Below are 25,584 nucleotides of genomic sequence, written 5' to 3'. Positions count from 1 at the left end.
ATGGCTAAAAACGTATTAAAACTTGTTTATGAGCAAAAACAAAAACAAGTGACGAGTGCATTACAAGCTTATAAAAAGGCACAGAACATTTTGTTTGAACAGCGCCAGCAATTACAAAATCTACAACAATATCGTAGACAATATACTGAGCAGTTAAGTGTAAAAGGGGCTTTGGGATTATCTGTATCCGAATTAAGAAAATACCAACAATTTATCGTGCAAATAGATTTGGGTTTATCAAAACAACAGCAAATGCTAGTAAAATTGGAATATGATGTGCATGCATATAAAAAATCATGGTTAGAATGCCAAATAAATAGCAAAGCCATTGCGATGTTATTGCATAAAAAAGCGCTTAAAGAAGAAAAAATAGAAAATATAAAAGAACAGAAAGTAAACACATGGGAAAAGAATTAATAGCACTTATATCATTAGATCAAGCTAAAACATTAGTGGCTCATCTCGAAGATGGGGAGATTGCAAGTGCAAACGACATCTTTAAATCAGCCCTAAATGTAAGTTTTGATACCGATGTTGTTTTTGAAAAAGTGGGTGAATTAACGCGAGAGTTACATGATGCATTGTTGACCTTCCAAAATGATACTCGTTTAATTGACCTTGCAGGAAAAGAGCTTCCAGATGCAAAAGATCGTTTAAATTATGTCATAGAGATGACGGGAGATGCCGCGAATAAAACGATGGATGCTGTTGATCTATGCATTCCTATTGCTGATAAATTAATCTCTAACATAGAGAGTATATCCCCCCATTGGCAAGCATTAATGAGTCGACAATTAGCACTCGGTGAATTTAAACAATTATGCGCACAAATCGATGATTTTTTCAAAGAAGCAGAAAAAGGTGGCTTAAGTTTAAAAGTATCATTGACTGACATATTAATGGCACAGGGTTTTCAAGATTTAACAGGACAAATTATAGGTCGAGTTATTTCTCTAGTACAAGAGATAGAGTTGAAATTAGTAAAAATATTAAAAGTTTGCTCTATGTCGGGTAAACCAGTTATAAAAGAACAAACGGCTAAAATAAATATAATAGCCGAAGGTCCGATTATGGACACCACCTCTAGAGACGATGTTGTTAATGGGCAAGATGAGGTTGATGATTTACTTTCTAGTTTAGGCTTTTAAGGAAACAAAAAATGACATTTGAAGTAGATGAAGAAATCCTTCAGGACTTTTTAGTAGAAGCTGGAGAAATTTTAGAACTGTTATCTGAGCAGTTGGTGGAACTAGAAAATAATCCTGATGATACTGAATTATTAAATGCGATTTTCCGTGGTTTTCATACGGTAAAGGGTGGCGCGGGTTTTTTATCTCTTAATGAATTAGTCGAAACATGTCACGGAGCAGAAAATGTATTTGATTGTTTACGACAAAAACAGAGAAATGTTGATGCACCTTTAATGGATATTATATTGGCAGCATTAGATGTCATTAATGAGCAATTTAACGCGTTACAAACTGGCAGTATTGCTAACCCCGCCCCTCCTGAATTAGTGCAACAGTTAAGCCAATTAAGTAAGCCTGCATCGGAAGATCAAAGTGTTACACCAGAGGTTACTGTTGTTGCAAAAGCTACAAGTATTAATGATATTACTGAAAATGAATACAATGCGTTATTAGATGAATTACATGTAGAGTCTGGATCTAACATAAAGGCTTCGGAAGTAAAGTCTGAAAATGTAGAAATTTCTGAAGATGATTTTGAAGCACTGTTAGATGAGTTACATGGCGTAGGTAAATCATTACAAAATGCAATAACAAAACCTGTTATTGATAGCGATGAAATTTCGGATGATGAATTTGAGTCGCTTTTAGATGAACTTCATGGCAGTGGATCACATGCTGTTTCAAAATCCACATCCAATGAGGTTAGTGCAAGCAGTGATGAAATTTCAGATGATGAATTTGAATCGTTGCTAGATGAATTACACGGTATCGGTAAAAGAGAACAAAACACAGTGCAGGTAAACGAGCCTGTTGTTGGGAAAAAATCATCGATAAAAGAGACGTTACAACCCATTATTAATGAAGAAAAAAGAATCGCTCAGCCTAAAAAGGTAGCTAAGATAAAAGTTGAGCCAACTGTACGTGTTGATACTGCAATTCTTGATGAGATCATGAATATGGTCGGTGAATTGGTATTAGTACGCAACCGCTTAGTAAGTCTTGAGACAACAGCGGATAATGAAGAGATCTCACGAGCTGTTGCCAATTTAGATATTGTGACAGGAGACTTACAAGGTTCTGTGATGAAAACCCGTATGCAACCGATTAAAAAAGTCTTTGGTAAATTTCCGCGCGTCGTACGCGATCTTGCGCGAACGTTAGGCAAGGATATTCGCTTAGAATTAATTGGTGAAGAAACAGACTTAGATAAAAAATTAGTGGAAGCACTTGCTGATCCTCTCGTGCATTTAGTGCGCAACGCAGTAGATCACGGTATCGAGATGCCCGATGTTCGCGTACAGTCAGGTAAAGATAAACAAGGCCATGTTTTACTTTCTGCATCACAAGAGGGGGATCATATATTACTTGTTATCGAGGATGATGGTGCGGGAATGGATGCTAATCTTCTCAAAAGTATCGCTATCAAAAAGGGTATTTTGGATCAAGATAGTGCAGATAGGATGTCAGATAAAGATGCATTTTCATTAATATTTGCACCAGGGTTTTCTACAAAAGTTGAAATATCAGATATATCGGGTCGTGGTGTTGGTATGGATGTAGTTAAAACAGGGATAACGAAGTTAAATGGTACGATTTCAATCGATTCAACAATGGGAAAAGGCACACGTTTAGAAATAAAAGTACCTTTGACACTCGCGATATTACCCACATTAATGATTGTAGTTGCGAAGCAAACATTTGCTTTACCACTTACAAATGTGAATGAAATATTTCATCTGGATTTAGAAAAAACTAATTTAATTAATGGGAAACGAAGCATTGTTATTAGAGGGAAAGCTATTCCTCTCTTCTATTTAAGTGATTGGTTAGCACCACAGCAACCACCGGTTGAAAAAGGAAAAGGTGTAGGACATGTTGTCATTGTTCAGTTAGGAGTGCAACAAGTAGCTTTGGTTGTTGATGCTTTATTAGGCCAAGAAGAAGTGGTTATTAAAGCATTAGATAAGTTACTTTCTGGTACGCCTGGAATGGCAGGTGCGACGATAACCAGTGATGGTGGCATTGCACTGATTTTAGACCTGCAAAGTTTATTAAAACATTATACATAAAGTATAGATGTTGTATCGATTCAAGTAAAAAATAATTTTTATGTTTATTGTGATGGTATAACGAATTGCGATGACTAAACGTTACTTTAGATGGTATTTTTCATTATTTTTCATTAATAGGATATAGAATGGTAGTAAAAGTATTAGTTGTTGATGACTCTAACTTTTTTCGTCGTCGTGTTAGCGAAATGATTAATAATTCACCTTCGTTAGAAGTTATTGCAACGGCAAATAATGGGCAAGAAGCGGTTGATATGGTTGCTAAATATAAACCTGATGTGGTGACTATGGATATTGAAATGCCTGTTATGGATGGCATTACTGCGGTTAAAAAAATAATGGCAACCAATCCATTACCTATATTGATGTTTTCTTCATTGACGCACCAAGGTGCTAGTGCAACATTAGATGCTTTAGAGGCAGGAGCTGCGGATTTTTTACCGAAAAAGTTCGAGGATATTGCCCGCGATAAAAATGATGCTATTTGTTTATTACAACAACGTATTCTCGCGATTTCAAGACTGAGTTTGCCCCGCATTATTACGCAAAATCAAACACGTTTACAAGTAAAAACCACCTCAACACGACTTCCACTAACTACTAGTCGTCATCCCTTGGTTGCGGCTAAGGTGGTAACGTCAGCGCCTTCTAGATTTTTTAAAGCCTCAGGAAAACATTATAGTATTTTGGCGATTGGCACATCAACAGGAGGGCCTGTTGCCTTACAAAAAGTACTTTCTGCACTACCCGCTAATTTCAAATTACCTATATTACTCATTCAACATATGCCAGGGACTTTTACCAAAGCTTTTGCAGAAAGGCTTAATGGAATTTGTAAGATAAAAGTAAAAGAAGCAAGTAATGGGGATCTTTTACAAGCAGGTTGTGCTTATTTGGCCCCAGGAGGTAAACAATTATTGGTGGAAGGACGTTGTGGAAATGTAAGGATCCGTATACATGATGGCAATGAACAGTTAAATTACAAACCGAGTGTTGATATTACATTTGCCTCATTATCAAAAATATATACAAATAAAGTATTAGCCGTTATCTTAACGGGAATGGGGGCTGACGGGCGTGATGGTGCTCGCATGTTAAAAGAGAAAGGATCTGTCATATGGGCGCAAGATGAAGCTAGTTGTGTGGTATATGGAATGCCTCAAGCAGTATATAAAGCAGGGATTGCAACAGAATCAATTGCACTTGATCAAGTTGCTAGGTATATAAAAGTAGAATTACAACATGAATAAACTTGGACTATTTGGTTTTTTTGTTATTATTTCCTGCTTACTTTTTTCTCAACTTTACCATGGTGTATCATTGAGTGGCTTGCTGGATCTGCCTGCTTTTTTGATTGTTTTTGGTGGTACTTTAGGGGCTGTTTTAGTGCAATCGTCAGCAAAACAGCTGATTCATGCTCTACGTTTATTACCTAAAATATTTTTTACTACTCCTAATTCTCTACATAAACAATCTTTACTTATTCAAAAGTGGTCGAATAAATCACGTAAATCAGGTCTCTTAAGCTTGGAGTCAGATGATAATGGAGATTTAGATCCCTTTACTGAAAAAGGTCTCGCAATGCTTGTCGATGGTTGCGAACCTTTAGTATTACAAGAAATATTACAACAAGATATAGATTTAGAAAGTGAACATTCCGAGCGTAGTGCAAGAATTTATGACTCAATGGGAGGTTACAGTCCAACGATAGGCATTATTGGAGCGGTAATGGGACTGATTCAAGCGATGGGTTACTTAAATGAGCCCGATAAATTAGGGGCGGGTATTGCCGTTGCTTTTATTGCGACCATTTACGGGGTTGGTTTTGCAAATTTCATATATCTACCGATTGCCAATAAAATTCGATTATATTACCAGTACATTTCATTATATAATGAAATGACGTTAATTGGTCTACTTGCCATTGCGTATGGTGAAAACAATTTATTATTAAAACGGCGCTTACATGGTTATTTAGATAGAGGTTCTTATTAATGCGTATGCGCTCTCGCACGCGGTTGCAAACGCAGTCGGGTAATGATCTGCATCGTTGGACTGTTTCCTTTGCTGATTTTATGACATTAATGTTTGCTCTTTTTGTTTTATTATACGCGATGGCAATTAGCCATGAAGAACATTATAAAGAGGTAATTGTTAATATTCAAAAAGCCAGTCAGTTATTAAATCAATCAGTTTTCAGCTCCGACAGAGAAGGTATATTAACTAAAAATAGTAATAGCATAATAGAAGACAGTGGACCTGAAATGCTTTCTGATGGGATGATAAATCAAGCAAATGATGAATTGTCCGAGGTTGATACATTAAAGGCCGGTTGGGAGTTAAAGCAATTAAAGATACAATTAGATACGTTATTATCAGCTGAAGTGAAGGATGAAATACTAACGTTGGATCTTAATGGGGATTGGCTCACTATTGAAATGGGAGGCGGTTTACTTTTCGCTGGTGGAAGCCATACATTATTAATTGCCGCAAAAAAACGTTTGGAAAAAATCGCAAATATATTAAAGCCTATTAATAATTTATTGCGTATTCGTGGTTATACCGATCAAGATGTGATATCCAATGAAATATATCAATCAAATTGGGAGTTATCAGGGGCACGAGCATTTAGTGTATTACACGCTTTAAATACTTTCGGAATTGATGGTCGGCGTATGGTGGTTGAAGCTTATGGTCGCTATAACTTAGCCAAGGATGCTCAAGGTAAGGTTGACTTATTAAGGAGTCGTAGGGTGATTATTGCCATTTCAAAATATGCATTAGTTGAGCCTAAGGTTGCGATAAAAGTTCGGGTAAAAAAGAAACAAGTAATTAAAAAGAAAGTACAAGATAATAAAAAGATAAAAGAGATCTATCTGTCTAATGATCGTTTAATTATAACTACAAGGATGGAATAAATTGGTAATTTGGACAATTGCGAATCAAAAAGGAGGTGTTGGTAAAACAACCACTGTGATATCGTTAGCGGGACTTTTAGCTGAACGAAATTTTCGTGTGTTATTAATTGATACAGATCCGCATGCGTCTTTAACGAGTTATTTTCAATATGATTCAGATCAATTACCCGTCAGTTTATATGATCTTTTTGCAGAGCCTGCGAAGGTTAAAAGTGAAATAGAGCAAGTAATATTACCTACGGAGATTCCGAATATATCTTTGATCCCTGCGTCAATGGCCTTAGCGACTTTAGATCGTGTGCTGGGAGAAAAAGAAGGGATGGGCTTGTTCTTAAAAAAACAATTAACGTTATTAGAAGATGATTATGATTTTGTCTTAATCGATTGTCCTCCGGTGTTGGGTGTGATGATGGTTAATGCAATCGCTGCGTGTGAAAAGATATTAATCCCTGTGCAAACGGAGTTTTTAGCATCGAAGGGCTTAGATAGGATGATAAGTACATTGTCCGTGATGAAAAAATCAGCGGGGGTTAGTTTTAAATATTGTATTATTCCCACTTTATACGATAAGCGTACACGCGCTTCCATTAATACATTATTATTAATCAAAGAACGTTATCAAGAAAAAGTCTGGAATGGCGTGATACCTGTAGATACTAAGTTTAGAGACGCGAGTTTACAACATGTTCCAATTTCTATTTATGCTAAACGTTGTCGAGGTGTTTTTGCGTATGAAACGTTACTTAATTATTTGTTACAAGCAGAGTTTTATTAAATGAAAAATCATAATGATGAAGCGATGCACGCTTATTTTAATGCCCTGTTATCTGAGTCAGAGGTGAAACCGACACAAGAGGATATTGTCGAAGAAAATTTATCGGTTAATAATAGTATTTTTAATCGGGATTTATCTTTTGCGCCCAAAATTATTACAGATGTTCGAACAGAGCCGTCTATCAATAAAGATGACAATTGGCAGAATTTACAGGTTGAATGTGAGTTTCAAGTTTTGTTTTTTAAATTTTCAGGCTTACACTTTGCCGTACCCTTAATCGATATAGCGGGGATCCATGCATTGGATAATCCACTGAATCAATTGCTTGGTAAACCTAATTGGTTTTATGGCGTTATGACACATCAGGATAAATTATATAATCTTGTTGATAGTGCTCAATGGATGAATATGGAAAAGAGTGGCAAAACACTTAATTATAGTCATTATATTATATTAGGTAATAGTGGTTGGGGGTATCGACAACTCACAAAATAACTTTAGGTAATTAATAAAAATGCTTTTTCCTATTAGTATTAATTATATTTAGAAGTATACCCTAACGACTGAAACGGCAACGCAAGCAGGTCTACGAGTATTTTTTATTTCAACAGAAATTTCTTTTTCAATTTCTAAACCACGCTTAATTGGAGTGACTTTAATTAAACGGCTATGTGCGCGTAACACACTACCTGTTTTGACAGGATAAGGGAATCGCACTTTATTTAAACCATAATTAATGGTCATTTTAGCGCCCGGATACATAGGTTTATCCGAATCTACGCTATCGGTTAGATAGGGTAATAGTGAAAGAGTTAGAAAACCATGTGCAATAGTTATTTTAAAAGGAGACTCTACCTTTGCCCTTTGTACATCGGTATGTAACCACTGTTTATCTCCAGTGACATGCGCAAATTGATCAATACGAGCTTGATCTATCGACAACCATTCTCCGACATGCACTTCTTCACCTATTTTCGCGCGTAAAGATAAAAATAATTCACGAGCTTCAGGCGAAAGATTTACCGGCTTTTGTGCAATATTAATCGTTTTACCATCTTTTAAAATGGTATATTCTTTAACCCAAGAACGAAACTGTTCGTGATTGGAGTGTGCTCTTTTAATAAAAAGAGAATAATAATCACGAATAGCAGGAGACATCCAAGTACCAAAATCAAAAGGAAATTTCTCCATGAATTCTATTTTATATTTATTGATATCAAACTTTTTCATTACACATTCCAATTAAACTCACTTTTTTGAACGTATTCTACAATAAAGAAGCATTGATTTCAGTTAACACTTGCATTGGATTCTTAGCTTGCGTTATTGGTCGTCCAATTACCAAGTAATCGGCACCAGCATCTATCGCTTCTCGAGGTGTTTTAACGCGTCGCTGATCGCCAACATCACAACCTTCAGGACGGATACCCGGGGTGATCAATTTAAACTGAGAACCACATAAAGATTTCAACCGTGATACCTCATGAGCAGAACAAACAACACCATCGAGGCCTGATAATTGAGTTAATTTAGCAAGATGTTCAACTTGCTCTGGCAATGAACGAGATATTCCTAACTCTAATAAATCACTTTCATCCATACTTGTCAGTACAGTAACAGCGATTAAAAGAGGCGCAGAATCCGCATAGGGGACAAGCGCATCTTTTGCGGCTTGCATCATCCGACGTCCACCACTTGCATGTACATTAACCATCCACACACCTAATTCAGCGGCAGCGGTAACCGCTTTGGCCACTGTATTCGGAATATCATGAAATTTTAAATCGAGAAAAACATCAAAACCTTGCTGTATTACTTCTTTAACAAACTCAGGCCCAAAATAAGTAAACATTTCTTTACCGATTTTTAAACGGCACTGTGTAGGATCTAAGCACTTAATAAAATCGAGAGCCTCTTGTTTATTCTCATAATCTAATGCTATCAATACTTTTGCATCTAATTGCATCATACTTTCCTCTTTAATTTTTACGTGTTTTTTTATTCGCCATCAAGGCCTTTTATTGGTTTTATACGGCCCCATTCTTTACATGACGGACACTGCCAATATATTTTTTTACTCGAATAACCACATTTATTGCAATTGTATTTAGGCCTTCGCTTTATCTGCTCTGCAACTAAGTTTTGTAAAAACATCAGTCTTTCTTTTTCACTATTAGATTCCGCCAAGTGCAAATGATAATGCATTAATTGATTAAACCCTTTCATGGTCGGATTACGGCGTAGCTCTTGCAACATAAATTTTTGTGCTGTTTTATCACTCTGATATTTTGCTACTAAACCTGCAAGCATAATAACTGAACTTGTGCCCCCACCTAAACTAACAATATGATAAAGATCATGAATGAAATGTTCCTCACTATCCAAAAGTTGGTGTAAATACAATAAACGAGGCAATATAACTTCAATAAAATCGATATCATGTTCGATCACAGACTCTAATATTTGTAATGCTTTTGTATTTTTTTGTTGGCCTAAATAATAATCTGACAAGGCTAATATGGCATGTATGCACGCGGGGTACGTTGATAACGCTTTTTTATATAACAGCACTTTTTTCTTAATATCTAATGGTGTTCCTATATCATCCGCCAAACAACAATATAAATAAGATAATGTGCGATTATTGTTTTTTCCAGTCATTAATTTGTTTAGCCGCTGTGTGACGAATATTGCTTCTTGCCATTCTTTCAATTGCTGATAAATATTTAACAAGTTTTCTAACGCAACTTGCTGATATTCAGGGGACTCTTTTAACTTTATAAAAATTTTCTCACTACGGTCGAATAATCCAGATTGATAAAAATCCTTACCTAACTGTACTAAAGCTAAATCTCGCTGCTCACGAGTTAGACTAGGCCGAGCTATTAAATTTTGATGTATACGAATGGCGCGATCAACTTCACCGCGTTGGCGAAAAAGATTGCCTAAGGCAAGATGGGTTTCAATGGTTTCACTATCCACTTCAAGTAATGCAATAAAATGATCTACGGCTTTATCGGGTTGGTCACTTAATAAGAAATTTAAACCTTGGACATAATCTCGACTGAGTTTATTACCTTTTTTCTGTTTATTTTGATGTACGCTACGCACGCCCATATACCAGCCATAAAGTGCTGCAACCGGTAACAGGAGAAAAAATATTTCTTGCACTAACGGCTCACTCTTTAGATTCTGCTGAACGTAAAATATTTAACTCTTTGCGTTGCTTTTTATTATTTTTAGTCAGCTGACTATTTTTTATTTTTAATTTCAAATAAAAATACATTGAACATAATGTCGCGACAAAAAAACCACAGAAAAAGATAATCGCAAGCAATGTGGACAAACGTAATTCACTTTGCGCCAATACATAATTCACATTTACTATTTGCTGATTTTTAAGACTAAATAGAAGTGCAATAATAAATAATAAAATGCTAAAAACAAGCGTAATAAGACGTTTCATAACGGATCCTAAACGAAGTAACAATATTTAACATTATATTATAAAACAACGAGGGAATAAATCTGCTATTTTATTTTTAAGATAAAAAAGGTGCTTTAAAAGCACCTTTTTTATTAGACATTACGCATTATGAATGTTAACACGCTCTCGCAATTCTTTGCCGGGTTTAAAGTGAGGGACATATTTACCACCCAATTCGACTTTATCTCCTGTTTTAGGATTACGTCCGATACGTGGAGCCCGATAATGTAAAGAAAAACTACCAAAACCACGGACTTCTATACGCTCACCATTAGCAAGTGAATTCGTCATCAGTTGTAACGTTTCTTTTACACTGTCTTCTACTTCTCTAACCGACAATTGAAAATGTTTGTTGGTTAATTTTTCAATTAAATCTGACTTAGTCATTATTCACCTCGTATTCAATAATCTATATAAAAAACCAACACATCTAATGTGTATTAAAAGCAGTCGGTTCTCCGACTGCTTTTAAATTATTTGCCTTTAGCAGCTTTAAACGCATCAAGCATTGCATTACCCATGCTTGCTTCATCTTGCTCTTTTAAGCTATCAATTGCTTCTTTCTCTTCAGCTTCATTTTTCGCTTTAATAGAAAGACTAATTACGCGGTTTTTACGATCAACACCAACGAATTTAGCTTCAACAGAATCACCAACTTTAAGAACAGAAGATGCATCTTCAACACGATCACGTGAAATGTCTGCAACACGAATATAACCTTCGACACTGTCGGAAAGTGTAACAATCGCACCTTTTGCATCAGATTCTAAAATAGTACCTGTAACAATAGACCCTTTCTTGTTTTCTGCTAGGTAATTATTAAACGGATCAGCAACAATTTGTTTAATGCCTAAAGAAATACGTTCACGCTCAGGATCAACTTGAAGTACTACTGCTTCAATTTCATCACCTTTTTTGTATTCTTGAACAGCTTTATCACCATCCATATCCCAACTAATATCAGAAAGATGTACCAAGCCATCAATATTACCTTCAAGTCCGATAAAGATACCGAAATCAGTAATTGATTTGATTTTACCCGTTACTTTCTGACCTTTATCATGAGTTGAAGAGAATTCTTCCCATGGATTAGCTTTACACTGTTTAAGACCAAGAGAGATACGACGACGTTCTTCATCAATATCAAGAACCATAACTTCAGCCATATCACCTAAGCTAACAACCTTAGATGGGTGGATATTCTTATTAGTCCAATCCATTTCAGAAACGTGTACTAGACCTTCAACACCCTCTTCGATTTCAACGAAACAACCGTAATCCGTTAAGTTAGTAACTTTACCGATTAAACGAGTTGATTCAGGGTAACGTTTAGCGATTGCAACCCATGGATCTTCACCAAGTTGTTTAAGACCTAGAGAAACACGAGTACGTTCACGATCGTACTTAAGTACTTTAACCGTTATCTCATCACCTACGTTTACGATTTCACTTGGATGTTTAACACGTTTCCAAGCCATATCAGTAATATGTAATAGACCGTCAACACCACCTAAATCTACGAATGCACCGTAATCAGTTAAGTTCTTAACGATACCTTTAATATCTTGACCTTCTTGAAGATTTTCAAGTAGCTCTTCACGCTCAGCACTATTTTCTGTTTCAATAACAGCACGGCGAGATACAACAACGTTATTACGTTTTTGATCTAATTTGATCACTTTGAATTCAATATCTTTGTTTTCAAGGTGAGCTGTGTCACGTACAGGACGTACGTCAACTAATGATCCCGGTAAGAATGCACGAATACCGTTTAATTCAACAGTGAAACCGCCTTTAACTTTACCGTTGATAACACCAATAACAGTTTCTTGATCTTCGTATGCTTTCTCAAGTTGAATCCAAGCTTCATGACGTTTTGCTTTCTCACGAGAAAGTTTAGTTTCACCGAAACCGTCTTCTACTGCATCCAGCGCAACATCAACAACATCACCAACAGCAACTTCTAATTCACCAGCTGCGTTCTTAAATTCAGCAATATCAATTGCCGCTTCAGATTTAAGACCCGCATCAACGAATACTAAGTTGTTACGAATTCCTACAATTGTACCTTTAACAATCGTACCTGGGCGAGTTTCTACCTGTTGAAGAGATTCTTCAAATAGTTCTGCAAAAGATTCCATCATCTATTTATTCACACTTATTTTATACAACCCATCACCATCCATTTGCGAGGGAGGCAAGAAAAATTATCACTTCATCCATAAAGTAATATTAAAAGTAGCATATGTATTATACCACTATATTTAGTTTAAGCTTTACTTGATCTAGCACTTTTAAAACAACTTCATCAATCGTTAGCATCGTTGAGTCAATTTCTAATGCATCCTTTGCTGCCTTTAATGGGGCGATAAGGCGTGTTCTATCACGTAGATCTCTATCTTTTATTTCGCTTAAAATTTCAGCGATGCTAACATTAAATCCTTTATTTTGCAACTGCTCAAAGCGCCGTTTAGCACGCTCCGCAGCACTAGCATCCAAAAATATTTTTACGGGTGCCTCAGGAAAAACAACAGTACCCATATCACGTCCATCAGCAATTAGCCCAGGATTTTTATAAAATGCTTTTTGCCTAGCTAATAATGCCTCGCGGACTAAAATAAGCGAAGCAACTTTCGAAGCTGCTTGTGCGATAGTTTCTGTACGCAATTTATCGCCTATATTTTCCCCGTTTAAAAAACTATCAACGGCAACACCATTTGAAATAAATTCTATTTTTAAATTGAGAGCAAGTTTAGCAAGAGCCTCTTCATCGTCTAATGATGTTGCATTTTGTAATGCTGCATATGCTAAAATACGATATAACGCACCACTATCAAGTAAATGCCAACCCAATTTCTTAGCAAGTATATAACAAACTGTGCCTTTCCCTGAACCACTTGGCCCATCTATTGTAATTAAATTCATATTTATCTCTTAATCAATTTCATCCATAAAATCTAATAAATCATCATCAAATTCATATTCTGAAACATCTTCTTTGTGTAGCCTAAATAATTCAATACTGTCACTGTTTTGTTCAAATTTAAACGCTTCATATTGAATATATGTTTCTTTTACAAAAGCATAAGAATCCAAAGATTGATCCAACATTTGTTCTTGCCCTAATAACGTTTCGCGTGTATCTAAGCCATCTAAGGCCCACAAACCTAATACTTGCCACCATTTCAAATAACGACTTGGAAAATAAAAACTATCAACAAATCCCCCTAATAATATACGCGTGCTACGGGGACCGATTACAGGGATCATTAAATAAGGTCCATTCGATACAGACCAATGCCCTAAAACATTACTAAAAGTTTCCGTTTTACGCTCGATACCTAAATCAGATGCGACATCAAGAAAACCCAATAGCCCAAAAGTACTATTAATCGTTAAACGTAAAAGTGCATTAAATGAAGCTTCATAATTAAAAAGGATGAAACTATTAATGATATTGGCAGGCTCTTCAAAGTTTAACACAAAATTATTAATAAATTGACGTCCCTTACTCGGTACCACCTCAACATATGACTTGGTAACCGGCAAATATATATAATGATCTAAAATATCATAGTTAAAATCCCAAATAACACGATTCAAAGGCTCTAAAGGGTCGCTCATATCCTGCCGAACCTTGTTTAGCTCTTGAGCATGTAACAAAAAAGGCATAAAAACAAAAAGTACTAACGCCATTTTTTTCAATATTACGTTCCTCCTTCTATTTACTTACAATGCATTATTAATAATGATAATAACGGGTGTTCGTTGGTCTTTTTCAACAACCGCACTGCGACCTTGCCATTGACCTTTTTTATTATTCACATTCGCATCAATGGACAAGCGCGCAGTGATCGTAAATTGATCATGAGAACTTAACTTTAAATCGTTTAGCATCGAATTTTCATCAGATATCTCAATATTTAGAGGAAATATTGGTTTTAATATTTTAATAGCAGCAATTGGCATTGATGCGCCATTGATAGCTTGTGCATAAACAAATAATGTACCATTTTTAGGTACAACAACCTCTTTTGTTAAACTGATTTTTACTCGATAATGTCCTTTTTCTAAAGTAGATTTATTCATTTTATTCGGGACACTCAAACGATTAGTTTTCAGTATAGATAATTTTTTTTGTGCATAATTAATACTATCTTTTAATATGCGAGCTTGTTTTGTATTCGGAGATACTATCTGTAATAACCGTTTCCAACTGAAAATAGCTCGAGAATAATCTTTATCTCCAAGTGCCATAAACGCGGACATAGACCATGCATCCACATTGTTAGGTATTTCTTTCAATAGTTGAGTCAACATAAGCTGAGCTTGTTGTTGTAAAAAATCATCACCGGTTTGCATGCTTAACTGAATATAAAGAAGACGGATATCCACAGATTTTGGATCAAGAGAATAAGCTTTGCTGATGGCATCTAAGGCAAGATCTGTATTTTCAAATATCATTCCTAAACGAGCATACAATAACCAACCCTGTGGATCTTCACTATTGTCCTGTAAGTTTGTACGCAAGCCCAGCATAATGTCGCGTAGATTTTGCTCTGTCGCCTCAGTATCAGAATCTTTAAATAACTGACGCTGTAATGCAGGATAACGTTGTAACGTATTTTGCCAATGCTGCACCTCTTCATAAGCACCTACCCGCGAATATAAAGCAAGAGATCCTACAATTAAGAGAAAAAGACCCGGTAAGAAAATCAATTTAGAGCGCGCTGGTTTTTTTATTTCTTGATTATCATCAATATCGTCCAATAAGTTGTACTGCAGCTCTGTCAACATCTTGCTTTTATCACTGAGCATCCCTTGCTCAGCATCGCGCTCTAATTCTAATAAGCGAATCTCATATAGTGAACGGTTTAATTGATTACGCGTATTGTATTCTTGCTTCCCCTCTTTTTTTATTTTTAAAAAAGGAATCGCTGCAAACACACTAACGATAATCAATAATATGGTAGTGGCTAACCAAAATTGCAGAATCATTTTCTACCCTCTTTCTGTTTTGTTTCTACTGTGTCTTCGCTTAAAATCCGCTGCAATCTTAATGCATCTTGCGCTTCTAAAGGAGGCTCTTTTTTATTATGTTTTTTCGCCTGTACAAACAAAAATGAAAAACCTAAGATGATAAAAAACAAAGGCCCTAACCAGAGAAAAATAGTCGCAATAGTCATAGGTGGATCGTATAAAATAAAATTACCAAAACGATCTGTCATATATTTTAATATTTGATCTTCACTTTTACCTTGCAGTATCAAATCATACGTTTTAGTACGTAAATCTTTAGCAAGAGGTGCGTTAGAATCTGCAATATTTTGATTCTGACATTTAGGACAGCGTAAGACATGCGTTAAATGGTGAAAAGCATCCTCTTGAGCAATATTATCAAAGCGAAATGAATCAATTGCGGCAGAAGAACAGATACTATAAAAAGAACTTAAAACAACAATAATGAGCATTAATTTTTTCACTATTTACTCCATCTCATTAAATATTTTTTCTAATTTAGAACGCCATATAACTTCATCTAAATTACCAATGTGACGATATCTAATCACCCCTTTACTATCAATAAAAAAGGTTTCCGGCGCACCATAAACACCCAAGTCGAGCCCCAACATACCATCTTCATCAAATAAACTTATTTTATAAGGATCGTGTAATTCGTTTAACCAACGTATTGCTTTAATACGGGAATCTTTATAATTCATGCCTACAATATAAATGCCATTATTGGCTAAATTATTTAAAAAACCATGCTCTGCATAACAAGTTGGACACCAAGTAGCCCAAACATTCAAAAGCATTTTTTTCCCTTTAAAAATGCTCGCATCATATTGCTTTGCCGGATCATAAAGGCTTTGCAAGGTGAAGTCAGGTACTCGCTTACCCACCAATACAGACTCTAGTTTTTGCGGATCTGTATACAAGCCTTTAAACAAAAAAACACAGCCAACAACAAAAATCATCAAAGGAATAAATAGAATAAACAAACGGTACTTTTTGTTCATTAGATGAGTCCTTTTACGTTTGTTTTTTTATTTCGATAGCGACTATCTAACATCATTAATAATCCAGAAAAAGCCATCAGAAGAGGGCCAAACCAGATCCAACGAATAAAGGGTTTATAATAAATACGCACCGCCCATGAACCATCCTCCAACATTTCTCCCATCGCAATATAGAGATCTCGCGTTATTCCTGCATCAATCGCAACTTCTGTCATCGGCATACCTTGCACGCTATAAATACGTTTTTCAGCTTGCATTGTCGTAATATATTTACCATTTTGTTTAACATTAAAAATACCCATACTACCCGTATAGTTTTCACCGACCAAAGGCTCTAGTGCATCGAAATCAAATGTATAGTTCCCAAAAAAAACACTTTCTCCGACGGCCAATTTTATATCACGCTCAATAGAGAAATTTTGAGTCATCGTAATGCCTATGATTAGTACTGCAAAACCTAAATGACCCAAACTCATAGCCCAGTGGCTATAACCTAATTTTGTTAAACCTTTAAAAAGATTAAAACGATGTGTGGCTCGTAAATATAATTCATAGCCAACGGTCATCACTATCCAAAAACCTAGAAATACCCCCATTAACGCAAGCCATGTAAAGTGCGAAGTAAACACATATAAAAATAATAACGTCGCAACGATACTCAGCAATAAAGAATGAACAAAAGGTTTAAAAAGTTCGTTAATATTTTGACGTTTCCAACGCAATAGTGGAGCCGCCCCTAAAAACAAAGCAAACGGGACAATTAATAAACTAAACATGCGGTTAAAGAAAGGCTCTCCAATAGAAATGCTCCCTAAACCCATCTGTTTGTGCACTAACGGCAATAATGTACCTAATAAAACAACGATAACAGCGGCGATTAATAAAATATTATTAATCAATAAAAAAGTTTCACGAGAGAGCAGCGCATAATGTCCTCGACTTTTTACCGTTGAGCCTTTTAAAGCAAAAAGCAATAAAGAACCACCAACAACTAAAATCAAAAAAACTAAAATAAATAATCCTCGAGTAGGATCACTCGCAAAAGCATGTACCGAAACCAAAACACCAGATCGAACTAAAAAAGTACCTAATAAACTTAATGAAAAAGTACTAATTGCCAGTAAAACTGTCCAAGATTTAAAGACCCCACGCTTTTCACTAACCGCCAAAGAATGAATAAGTGCAGTTCCAACTAGCCACGGCATAAGTGATGCATTTTCAACAGGATCCCAAAACCACCAACCACCCCAACCTAATTCGTAATACGCCCACCAACTACCCAGTGCAATACCTAACGTTAAAAATATCCAAGCGGCCATTGTCCAAGGTCGAGACCATTTAGCCCAAGCACTGTCTAAGCGCCCTTCCATAAGAGCTGCTATTGCAAAAGCAAAAGCAACCGAAAAACCAACATAACCCATATATAACATTGGCGGATGTATAATAAGTCCAACATCTTGTAATAAAGGATTTAAATCACGTCCATCCACTGGAAAATAAGGCAAGGTTCTTAAAAATGGATTAGAAGTAAATAAAACAAAAAGGTAAAAACCTAGGGAGAGTAAACCCAATATTGCAAGCACACGTGCAATCGATTCAATAGGTAATCGTTTACTTAGTAATGCAACTGCAGAGCTCCAAAGCGACAACAAAAATACCCACAATAACAATGAACCTTCATGTGCTCCCCATACCGCAGATAATCGATAATACCAAGGCAAAGCACTATTCGAATTTAAGGCAATATAAGTCACTGTGAAATCATTAATTAAAAAGAGATAACTTAAAATAACAAATGCTAACGTCACAAAAACACATTGTAAAAGAGTAAATGTTTTCGCCGACCGAATCGCACCTTGATGACCACTATAAATCCCATACAGCGGATATATAGCCTGTAGTAGAGCAAGCATACAAGCGATTGCAAGTGCAAGTTGTCCAATTTCAGCCAGCATCTAATATTCCTGTTTTTTATTTGTTTTAAAATTTTTCATGCCCTTTAGAGCATCACTCACCTCTGGAGGCGTATATGTTTCATCATGCTTGGCTAATACTTCAAAAGCATTAATTTGAGTTTTATTCAATAAGATACCTTGTGCTACAATTGCTTGTCCCTCTCTAAATAAATCGGGTAAAATGCCATCAAAAAAGACAGTCACTTTTTCACCGCCATTATCTATCAAATCAAAACTCACTTTTAAACTATTCTGATCGCGCTTTACACTACCCACCATAACCATTCCACCAATGCGTAAGCGTTGTCCTATATCAGGTTTTTTACCCGTCTCTTTTTTACCATGGATAATTTCCTTTGGCGTATAAAAAAGATCGATATTTTGTTGTAAAGCAAAGAGCACTAATCCAACTGAAACAGAGAAAGCAAACACTAATCCTGAAATAATCAAAAGTCGTTTTTTACGTCTTAAATTCATAATGTTTCTTCCAATTTTGATGCTTGTTTAATACGTTTTTCTCTCTCTAAACGTAAGCGGACTTTTTTGAAAATATTTCGTTTTTTATATATACAATGTAATGTAATACACAGCAAACTAAAGAAAAAAAGGCCATAAGACAACCAAACATAAAAGGCATAGCCTCCCATCGCAAAAAAATCACTGATAGAATCAAAAGCCATCTATATTTTATCCTTAAATTTATGTATCACTAGCTGAGTAACCCAGTAACGATGATTTTCTCTTGCTAATATCTCATTGCGAAAACGCATTAAAAGCAGCACAATAAAAAACAGACTAAAAGCAAATATCATCATCAGTAATGGCCATAACATTTCAGGTGCCATCGAAGGTGTATCAAATTTACTGATGGTGGCACCTTGGTGTAAAGTATTCCACCAGACCACTGAATAATGAATGATCGGTAAATTAATAACCCCAACCAACGTTAAAATAGAGGCTGCACGCCCGGCAAGATCTTTATCAGAAAATGCGTTATACAATGCAATGATACCCAGATATACAAATAATAAAATTAATTCTGAGGTTAAACGCGCATCCCACACCCACCAAGCCCCCCACATCGGTTTTCCCCAAGCAGCTCCTGTGACTAAAGCAATAAATGTAAAAACAGCACCAATAGGCGCTGTTGTTGCCACCATCATCTCAGATAATCTAATTTGCCAAACCAAACCAATAAAGGCAGCTATCGCCATACTTGAATAAGCAAGCATTGCTAACATTGCAGCCGGCACATGAATATATATAATACGAAAACTATCGCCTTGCTGATAATCTGCAGGGGCAAATAATAATCCCCATGTTAAACCAACCATAAACGTTATCAAACATAGACAAGCAAACCAAGGTAATAATTTTCCTGCTAGTTGATAGCTTTTTTCAGGCTTTGCATAAGGGTGTAGCCATTTCCACATAATTGTTCTCTATTAATAAATTTAACTAAGGCTAACGCGCAAGGATGCGGCAATAGCAAAAGGTGCAAGCGTTATTGACATCACTAACATCGCACCTAATAATGCAAGTAGACCAATATAAGGTTGCCCAACGACAGCCGCATCTATCGCCATTGTTGCAAAAATCAAAATGGGAATACTCAGAGGTAACATTATCAAACTTAATAATATTCCTCCTTTGCGTAAACCCACTGTCAGCGCAACACCAATAGCACCAAGGAGACTCAATATAGGAGTTCCAAGTAGTAAAGTGAGAAGTAATGCCCAATAGGTATTTAAATCTAAACCTAAAAATTAATACTAATAGGAAAAAGCATTTTTATTAATTACCTAAAGTTATTTTGTGAGTTGTCGATATAGTTATTAAGTCTGAATATCGACTGTTTTGAAAATGAACCGATACGACACATAAAATAACTTTAAAAAAGTTTAAAGTTATTTTTAAAGCGGTCGATACAAGATACATACACAATTACACTGCTTTATGTTTTGTAAATAAAGTCAGAAATAACCTAGGAGTAGATTATGGCTCAAGTAGTAAACACCAATGTGATGTCATTGAATGCACAACGTCAATTGAATAAGTCACAAGCTGCAGGCAATCAAGCAATGGAACGTTTATCTTCTGGCTTGCGAATTAATAGCGCAAAAGATGATGCGGCAGGCCTTGCTATTTCTACAGGGATGCAATCACAAATTAAAGGTATCAATATGGCCGTTCGTAATGCCAATGATGGTGTCTCTATGTCGCAAACGGCAGAAGGGTCAATGGATGAAATGACCAATATTTTACAACGTATGCGTGAACTGTCAGTGCAATCTGCAAATGATACCAACTCTGCATCAAACAGAGCATCCATTCAAAAAGAAGTCGATCAATTACACTCAGAATTAGATCGTATTTCGGAAACAACAGAATTCAATGGATTGAAGTTGCTAAACGGAACTGCGGGTAATACGACGTTACAAATTGGTGCTAATGAAGGTCAAACATTAACTTTCTCTATTGATTCGGTAACGACTAATGCACTGGGTCTTAATGGTGATTTAAATAAGTCTGATTTAAATAGTGGAAGAGTGCAGGACGTAATTGTTGAATCTAGCATTGATATTAACGGCGTTACAATAGGTAGCGCTACTGATATCCCTGGTAATGTTGCATTAGCGAATGCAAATGTTATTAATGATAAAACATCAGAAACGGGGGTTATGGCATCTACTTATAATGTGGTGCAAGGAGCATCGACAGATGCAGGTAAAGCAGTATCAGGGATTACGAATGGACTTCAACTTATCATCGGCGCTAATGCGGCAGTTACTTTAGGTGCTACATCATCAATGTCAAATTTAGTGGAAACGATTAATCGAGATGTTTCTGGTGTAACCGCATCTTTAGATGATAATGGCGGCTTACTCTTAACCAATGATACAGGTAAACAGATTGAAATTACTGGTGAGGTGGCTAATTCTGGTTTGACTGCTGGAAAGAGTAAGGGTTTTATTGCTCTGAAAAGTATTGATGGCTCTGCGATTAGTATTAATGACAAAGGTGAACCAGGCGCAGGAGCTAACATAATTAAAACGGGTTTCTTAGTCTCTAATGGTGCAGGTACATTAACCACATCATCTAGTGTCGCACTTGATACCGCCACTGTTTTGAAGACTGATAAAATTCAAATAAACGGTGTTAGTTTAATCTCTACTAGTGGAACTGCGGGTAGTTTACTTGGCGCGGTTAATGCCCTGACTGAGCTTACAGGTGTTACTGCAACAGAAGTGACAGGTGGGGGATTTGTATTAAGCTCTAAAGATGGAAGTGCAATTGAAGTAACATCTAAAGCCGACGGACAATCCGCACAATCAGCAGCGCTCGAGAAAATTGGTATGGGTAATGAAATGGGTGGTAAGGTTATCCGTTCGTTAGGCACGAATGTATCAACAATGGCTGGGGCATCAAGTGCTATCACATCGATAGATAAAGCGCTTGGACAAGTCAGCTCCTCGCGTGCCGGCTTAGGTGCATTACAAAACCGTTTGGGCTCTACTATTTCGAATTTAGAAAATGTATCACAAAACTTATCAGCATCTAACTCTCGAATTCAAGATGCGGATTTTGCTGCGGAAACATCTAAATTAAGTAAATCACAAATATTACAACAAGCGGGAACATCAATGTTGGCACAAGCCAATGCATCTGCGAAAAGTGTATTATCTTTACTGGGTTAGAAGTGAGGGTGCTACCTTTATACGGTGTTAATATTGCTCCCTAGCCATAGGGGGCTTTTCGCTATTTATAATAATGGATTGTTGAGGGGGAGATATGTCAAATTTTACTGTTTCGGCATCATCGATTAATATGCCGAGGAATGAAATATCGAAGGAATCAGAAGTTGAAAAAACCTATACTGGGAAGTTAAATACGCAAGAAAACTCGGATAGTGTTAAAGTAAAACACGCATCTGAAAATTTGGATGTAGGTATAGAAAATATTGAAAAAACGGTTGCGAATATCAATGATTTTATGAATAGTATGCAAAGTCATCTTTCCTTCCATATTGATAAACAATTGGAAAAAGTCATTGTTTCTGTTATTGATGATGAAACAGATGAAGTTATTCGTCAAATCCCATCTGAGGATTTAGTGGTATTATTAAAAAAAATGGATGGCGTTAAGGGAATGTTATTTGATAGAAACGTTTAGCCTAATATTCATTATCTATTTGATATTGGTTCGTTTTTTGTATTTATCTACGTAAAATAAAGAGTCATCTCAAATAAGGAGGTTCGTATGTCTTCAGTAACTTCAACCGGGCTTGGCTCTGGACTTGATATCAATTCGATTGTTGGCGCTATTGTGGGGGCTGAAAAAGAACCAGCATTATCTAAAATAACCAAAGAAGATGCTAAAGCTACGGCTATCATTTCTGCTTATGGATTACTTAATAGTGATCTTGATGATTTCAAATCTTCTTATAAAGATCTCGCATATCGTTCAACTTTTTCTGCTGCAAGTGCAAATAGTAGCGATTCCTCCATTCTCGATACTAAACTAGGTGTTGGAGCACAAATCGGGTCATGGCAATTTGAAGTAAAACAAAAAGCACAAGCCCAAGTGCTTGTTTCTTCTTCTAATAGTAGCTTTTCAGGTATTAAAGATACTATTGGAGAAGGTGTTATTTTATTGCGTTTTGGTCACTATAATAGTGATGCAAGTGCTTTTTCAGTTAATGCGGATAAACCGATAGAAAAAATTACGATTGATAGCTCGAATAATTCATTAGAAGGATTACGTAACACCATTAATAAGGGTGATTATAGTGTTTCTGCATCGATTGTTAATGATGGTAATAGTTATCGACTGGTATTAACAAGTAAAGCAACCGGCAAAGAAAATGCCCTTGAAATAACAGTTGCAGATACTAAAGGGGGAACTCTTGACAAGGGTAATGCTTTAAATAATTTTATTTATACAGCAACGCATAAAAATTTAGATCAAACATCGGTGGCACAAGATGCAAAAATTGTGATGAATGGTATTGAAATTGTTCGAGATAGCAATAAAATAACTAATGTAATTCAAGGTGTGACACTTAATATTAACGGTGAAACCGCACTTAATAAGAAAGTTACGCTGAAAATTAGCTCTGATAATAGTAAAGTGAAAGAGCAAATAGAAGCCTTTGTGAAGAACTATAATGCAACCTTTGAAAAAATGAACGAGTTAACAGCTTTTAATGGTGTTAAAGCAGACAATAATGGTGTGTTAAATGGCGATTCAACAATCCGCAATATAAAAAATATGATGCGCAGTGTTTTGAATACTCAAGTTAAGCATATTCAGGGTTCAATACATAGTTTTGCTGATTTAGGAATCTTAACCAAGCGAGACGGTACGTTGGAATTAAATGCTTCAACTTTGGACAGTGCATTAAATAAAGATATGCAAGGGATCGCAGATTTTTTTACCGCCACTGGGGTTGCAAGTGATACGTTTATTACCTTTGATAAGCATAGTAGTTTAACTAAACCTGGTACTTATAGCGTTGAAGTTTCTAAATTAGCCACACAAGCGACATTGAGTGATGGCGTAGTATCAAGTCAAACGCCTACGGTGAATGATGATAATAATACTTTTAAAATTCGTATAGATGGTTATCTCTCTAATGATATTGTGCTCAGTCAAAAAACATATGCATCTATTGATGATTTAGCAATAGAAATTCAGTTGAAAATAAATTCGGATCCCCGCTTCATTAAAAATGGCATTAGTATTAGTGTGAGGAATGATGCGGGAAAATTAACTTTTACTTCTAATAAATTTGGCTCGGGATCAAGCCTTGCTTTTAATGAAGTTGGTGCTGGATTTTATGCTGATTTTGGTGTGGGTGTCGTGTCTGCTGGAGTCTCAGGAACAAATGTACAAGGTAAAATTGATGGTAAATCCGGTTATGGTGATGGACAATATTTACTCTCAGAAAAGGGTGACTCTACAGGTATTAAATTATTAATTGAAGGTGGTCTTTTAGGTTCAAGAGGTGATGTTACTTATGCGGAAGGTATGACGAAATTGATGAATAATTTACTGTCGGGAATTATCGATAGTAATATATCGGGATCAAGTGGTGATATGAATTCAAGCCAAGGTATCATTGATGGAAAAATAGACTCCTTATATAAAAAAATAGCGTCACTTGATACCAGAAAAGAAACCTTAATATATCGAATGGATAAACTAGAAGCGCGTTTATATAAAAGCTTTAATTCTATGGATATGGCCGTTTCGACAATGGGTAATACTATGACTAATTTAAAAAATTCTTTAAAGTCTTTACCGGGCTATACTCGAGATTAGTTATCATGCTTATATTAAGGGTGGAACCGCTGACGAGGAGTTAAGCTGATATTTGTAGAAAAGGAATTTCAAAAAAGGTAAAAATTTAGTAATAAATGATGCACTTTAGTTTAACTTCTTAAATTGTATATATCTTACTCTTTTAAATTTATAAATATCCTTCATTCCAGCGTCATTTTACTCTTAAAATACTTAGGAATATGTCGAATTACAAATTTTAGCAGGTTCCTTATCTTATTTATATCACCCATCAACGTATTTTTTTACAACAAATACCTTTGAAAATAGCCGAACATTTGATTAATAAAAAAACAAGAATGTTAAATAAAAATAAACTCAGAGTGGGCTTGTCTTAGTTTCATAGGGAAAAAAAATAAAAACGCATATTCAATGCAATTAGAAAAATTATTGCCTTTGTTGAAAATACCGGGTATTGAGTGGGTTAATTTAAAATACGGAGAGCATCAACGAGAACGTGACGAGTTAAAGTATAAGCATGGCATAAATATTACACTTTAGTGATTGCGTAGCTTCTGCTGATTTTGAAAACTATGGTGCTTTAATTGTAAATTTAGATTTGGTTATTTCTGCGAGTAATGCAGCATTAATGTTTGCAACCCGTTTAGGTATTAAGTCATGGGTATTTCTACCTGGTAAAGAAGTGTTTTTCGAAGGAGGGGATCACACTGAGTCTTTAGCAATGCAAAATGCGAGTCATTTTTATAAAAACTTGGCGCCTAGTTGGGGGGGGAGGTTATCGATAAACTTTGTATCGAACTAAAATTAATTTTACAAACACACGGATGAATAATCGCGTAAATTTTATGACACGATTAAAACTTA

At 35.8% G+C, this 25,584-nt stretch carries 28 protein-coding genes and 1 pseudogene; 13 read left to right on the top strand and 16 right to left on the bottom strand.

What is annotated here, in order from left to right; genetic code table 11:
• The 8 genes from fliJ to B8W84_RS06270 all read left to right on the top strand — a co-directional run bounded on the left by fliJ (position 1) and on the right by B8W84_RS06270 (position 7,447).
• Positions 1-417 carry a flagellar export protein FliJ gene (gene fliJ / locus B8W84_RS06305; protein ID WP_094752426.1) on the top strand — a complete coding sequence of 139 codons (417 nt, stop codon included), beginning with the start codon at positions 1-3 and terminating at the stop codon, positions 415-417.
• Positions 402-1,148: a protein phosphatase CheZ gene (locus tag B8W84_RS06300; RefSeq protein WP_094752425.1), complete on the top strand. Its 747-nt coding sequence runs from the start codon at positions 402-404 to the stop codon at positions 1,146-1,148. Before fliJ ends, B8W84_RS06300 begins: the two co-directional genes overlap by 16 nt.
• A gap of 11 nt (positions 1,149-1,159) precedes the next feature.
• Complete coding sequence (locus B8W84_RS06295; RefSeq protein ID WP_094752424.1) at positions 1,160-3,259, top strand: chemotaxis protein CheA; 2,100 nt, start codon at positions 1,160-1,162, stop codon at positions 3,257-3,259.
• Between the two features lie 128 nt (positions 3,260-3,387).
• Positions 3,388-4,509 (top strand): protein-glutamate methylesterase/protein-glutamine glutaminase, encoded by a 1,122-nt coding sequence (locus B8W84_RS06290; RefSeq protein ID WP_094752423.1) that lies wholly within the window; start codon positions 3,388-3,390, stop codon positions 4,507-4,509.
• Positions 4,502-5,254: a flagellar motor protein gene (locus B8W84_RS06285; protein ID WP_094752422.1), complete on the top strand. Its 753-nt coding sequence runs from the start codon at positions 4,502-4,504 to the stop codon at positions 5,252-5,254. The genes B8W84_RS06290 and B8W84_RS06285 overlap by 8 nt, the downstream gene beginning before the upstream one ends.
• Positions 5,254-6,177, top strand: coding sequence for a flagellar motor protein MotB (locus B8W84_RS06280; protein WP_094752421.1), 924 nt, complete (start codon positions 5,254-5,256; stop codon positions 6,175-6,177). Before B8W84_RS06285 ends, B8W84_RS06280 begins: the two co-directional genes overlap by 1 nt.
• A gap of 1 nt (position 6,178) precedes the next feature.
• Entirely contained in the window at positions 6,179-6,952 is a 774-nt protein-coding gene (locus B8W84_RS06275; RefSeq protein ID WP_094752420.1) for a ParA family protein, read from the top strand.
• The gene (locus B8W84_RS06270) at positions 6,953-7,447 is read left to right on the top strand and encodes a chemotaxis protein CheW (RefSeq protein ID WP_094752419.1); all 495 of its coding nucleotides are present in this window, start codon (positions 6,953-6,955) and stop codon (positions 7,445-7,447) included.
• Between the two features lie 48 nt (positions 7,448-7,495).
• Here B8W84_RS06270 and B8W84_RS06265 read toward each other — a convergent pair whose 3' ends face one another.
• The 16 genes and pseudogenes from B8W84_RS06265 to B8W84_RS06190 all read right to left on the bottom strand — a co-directional run.
• Positions 7,496-8,182, bottom strand: a complete 687-nt coding sequence (locus tag B8W84_RS06265) for a MaoC family dehydratase (protein ID WP_094752418.1) — start codon at positions 8,180-8,182, stop codon at positions 7,496-7,498.
• A 37-nt stretch (positions 8,183-8,219) separates the two neighbouring features.
• Positions 8,220-8,921, bottom strand: a complete 702-nt coding sequence (gene pyrF / locus B8W84_RS06260) for an orotidine-5'-phosphate decarboxylase (protein ID WP_094752417.1) — start codon at positions 8,919-8,921, stop codon at positions 8,220-8,222.
• 29 nt (positions 8,922-8,950) lie between these two features.
• Positions 8,951-10,123 carry a lipopolysaccharide assembly protein LapB gene (gene lapB, locus B8W84_RS06255; protein ID WP_094752416.1) on the bottom strand — a complete coding sequence of 391 codons (1,173 nt, stop codon included), beginning with the start codon at positions 10,121-10,123 and terminating at the stop codon, positions 8,951-8,953.
• A 7-nt stretch (positions 10,124-10,130) separates the two neighbouring features.
• On the bottom strand, positions 10,131-10,418 hold the full coding sequence (locus B8W84_RS06250) for a LapA family protein (RefSeq protein ID WP_094752415.1): 288 nt from the start codon (positions 10,416-10,418) through the stop codon (positions 10,131-10,133).
• Between the two features lie 120 nt (positions 10,419-10,538).
• Entirely contained in the window at positions 10,539-10,826 is a 288-nt protein-coding gene (locus B8W84_RS06245) for an integration host factor subunit beta (RefSeq protein WP_094752414.1), read from the bottom strand.
• Between the two features lie 86 nt (positions 10,827-10,912).
• Positions 10,913-12,583 carry a 30S ribosomal protein S1 gene (gene rpsA / locus B8W84_RS06240; RefSeq protein WP_094752413.1) on the bottom strand — a complete coding sequence of 557 codons (1,671 nt, stop codon included), beginning with the start codon at positions 12,581-12,583 and terminating at the stop codon, positions 10,913-10,915.
• Positions 12,584-12,689: 106 nt separating this feature from the next.
• Entirely contained in the window at positions 12,690-13,364 is a 675-nt protein-coding gene (gene cmk, locus B8W84_RS06235; protein WP_094752412.1) for a (d)CMP kinase, read from the bottom strand.
• A 9-nt stretch (positions 13,365-13,373) separates the two neighbouring features.
• Positions 13,374-14,135, bottom strand: a complete 762-nt coding sequence (locus B8W84_RS06230; protein WP_257797953.1) for an MlaA family lipoprotein — start codon at positions 14,133-14,135, stop codon at positions 13,374-13,376.
• A 33-nt stretch (positions 14,136-14,168) separates the two neighbouring features.
• Positions 14,169-15,437 carry a c-type cytochrome biogenesis protein CcmI gene (gene ccmI / locus B8W84_RS06225; RefSeq protein WP_094752410.1) on the bottom strand — a complete coding sequence of 423 codons (1,269 nt, stop codon included), beginning with the start codon at positions 15,435-15,437 and terminating at the stop codon, positions 14,169-14,171.
• Positions 15,434-15,922 carry a cytochrome c-type biogenesis protein gene (locus B8W84_RS06220; RefSeq protein WP_094752409.1) on the bottom strand — a complete coding sequence of 163 codons (489 nt, stop codon included), beginning with the start codon at positions 15,920-15,922 and terminating at the stop codon, positions 15,434-15,436. The genes ccmI and B8W84_RS06220 overlap by 4 nt, the downstream gene beginning before the upstream one ends.
• Positions 15,923-15,925: 3 nt before the next feature.
• On the bottom strand, positions 15,926-16,462 hold the full coding sequence (locus B8W84_RS06215) for a DsbE family thiol:disulfide interchange protein (RefSeq protein ID WP_094752408.1): 537 nt from the start codon (positions 16,460-16,462) through the stop codon (positions 15,926-15,928).
• Positions 16,462-18,417: a heme lyase CcmF/NrfE family subunit gene (locus B8W84_RS06210; protein ID WP_094752407.1), complete on the bottom strand. Its 1,956-nt coding sequence runs from the start codon at positions 18,415-18,417 to the stop codon at positions 16,462-16,464. Before B8W84_RS06210 ends, B8W84_RS06215 begins: the two co-directional genes overlap by 1 nt.
• A complete protein-coding gene (gene ccmE / locus B8W84_RS06205) occupies positions 18,418-18,894 on the bottom strand; it encodes a cytochrome c maturation protein CcmE (RefSeq protein WP_094752406.1) in 477 nt (158 codons plus the stop codon).
• Positions 18,891-19,097: a heme exporter protein CcmD gene (gene ccmD, locus B8W84_RS06200; protein WP_094752405.1), complete on the bottom strand. Its 207-nt coding sequence runs from the start codon at positions 19,095-19,097 to the stop codon at positions 18,891-18,893. Before ccmD ends, ccmE begins: the two co-directional genes overlap by 4 nt.
• Complete coding sequence (locus tag B8W84_RS06195) at positions 19,098-19,850, bottom strand: heme ABC transporter permease (RefSeq protein WP_094752404.1); 753 nt, start codon at positions 19,848-19,850, stop codon at positions 19,098-19,100.
• 21 nt (positions 19,851-19,871) lie between these two features.
• Positions 19,872-20,180, bottom strand: a pseudogene (locus B8W84_RS06190) (heme exporter protein CcmB); the annotation flags it as partial.
• 234 nt (positions 20,181-20,414) lie between these two features.
• On the opposite strand from B8W84_RS06190, the gene B8W84_RS06185 reads away from it, so the two are divergent.
• The 5 genes from B8W84_RS06185 (at position 20,415) to B8W84_RS08010 (ending at position 25,522) form a co-directional block, all read left to right on the top strand.
• Complete coding sequence (locus B8W84_RS06185; protein WP_094752403.1) at positions 20,415-22,115, top strand: flagellin N-terminal helical domain-containing protein; 1,701 nt, start codon at positions 20,415-20,417, stop codon at positions 22,113-22,115.
• A 94-nt stretch (positions 22,116-22,209) separates the two neighbouring features.
• Positions 22,210-22,590, top strand: coding sequence for a flagellar protein FlaG (locus tag B8W84_RS06180; RefSeq protein ID WP_094752402.1), 381 nt, complete (start codon positions 22,210-22,212; stop codon positions 22,588-22,590).
• An 87-nt stretch (positions 22,591-22,677) separates the two neighbouring features.
• Positions 22,678-24,741, top strand: a complete 2,064-nt coding sequence (gene fliD / locus B8W84_RS06175; RefSeq protein WP_094752401.1) for a flagellar filament capping protein FliD — start codon at positions 22,678-22,680, stop codon at positions 24,739-24,741.
• Positions 24,742-25,131: 390 nt separating this feature from the next.
• Entirely contained in the window at positions 25,132-25,260 is a 129-nt protein-coding gene (locus B8W84_RS08140) for a hypothetical protein (RefSeq protein ID WP_257797921.1), read from the top strand.
• An 88-nt stretch (positions 25,261-25,348) separates the two neighbouring features.
• On the top strand, positions 25,349-25,522 hold the full coding sequence (locus B8W84_RS08010; RefSeq protein WP_180706035.1) for a hypothetical protein: 174 nt from the start codon (positions 25,349-25,351) through the stop codon (positions 25,520-25,522).
• Positions 25,523-25,584: the final 62 nt, after the last annotated feature.

It is taken from the genome of Psychromonas sp. CD1, assembly GCF_002239585.1.
In the GTDB taxonomy this organism is placed as follows: Bacteria; Pseudomonadota; Gammaproteobacteria; order Enterobacterales; family Psychromonadaceae; genus Psychromonas.
Note: the sequence above shows the minus strand (reverse complement) of the source record. Positions and strands in the feature narration are given on the sequence as shown.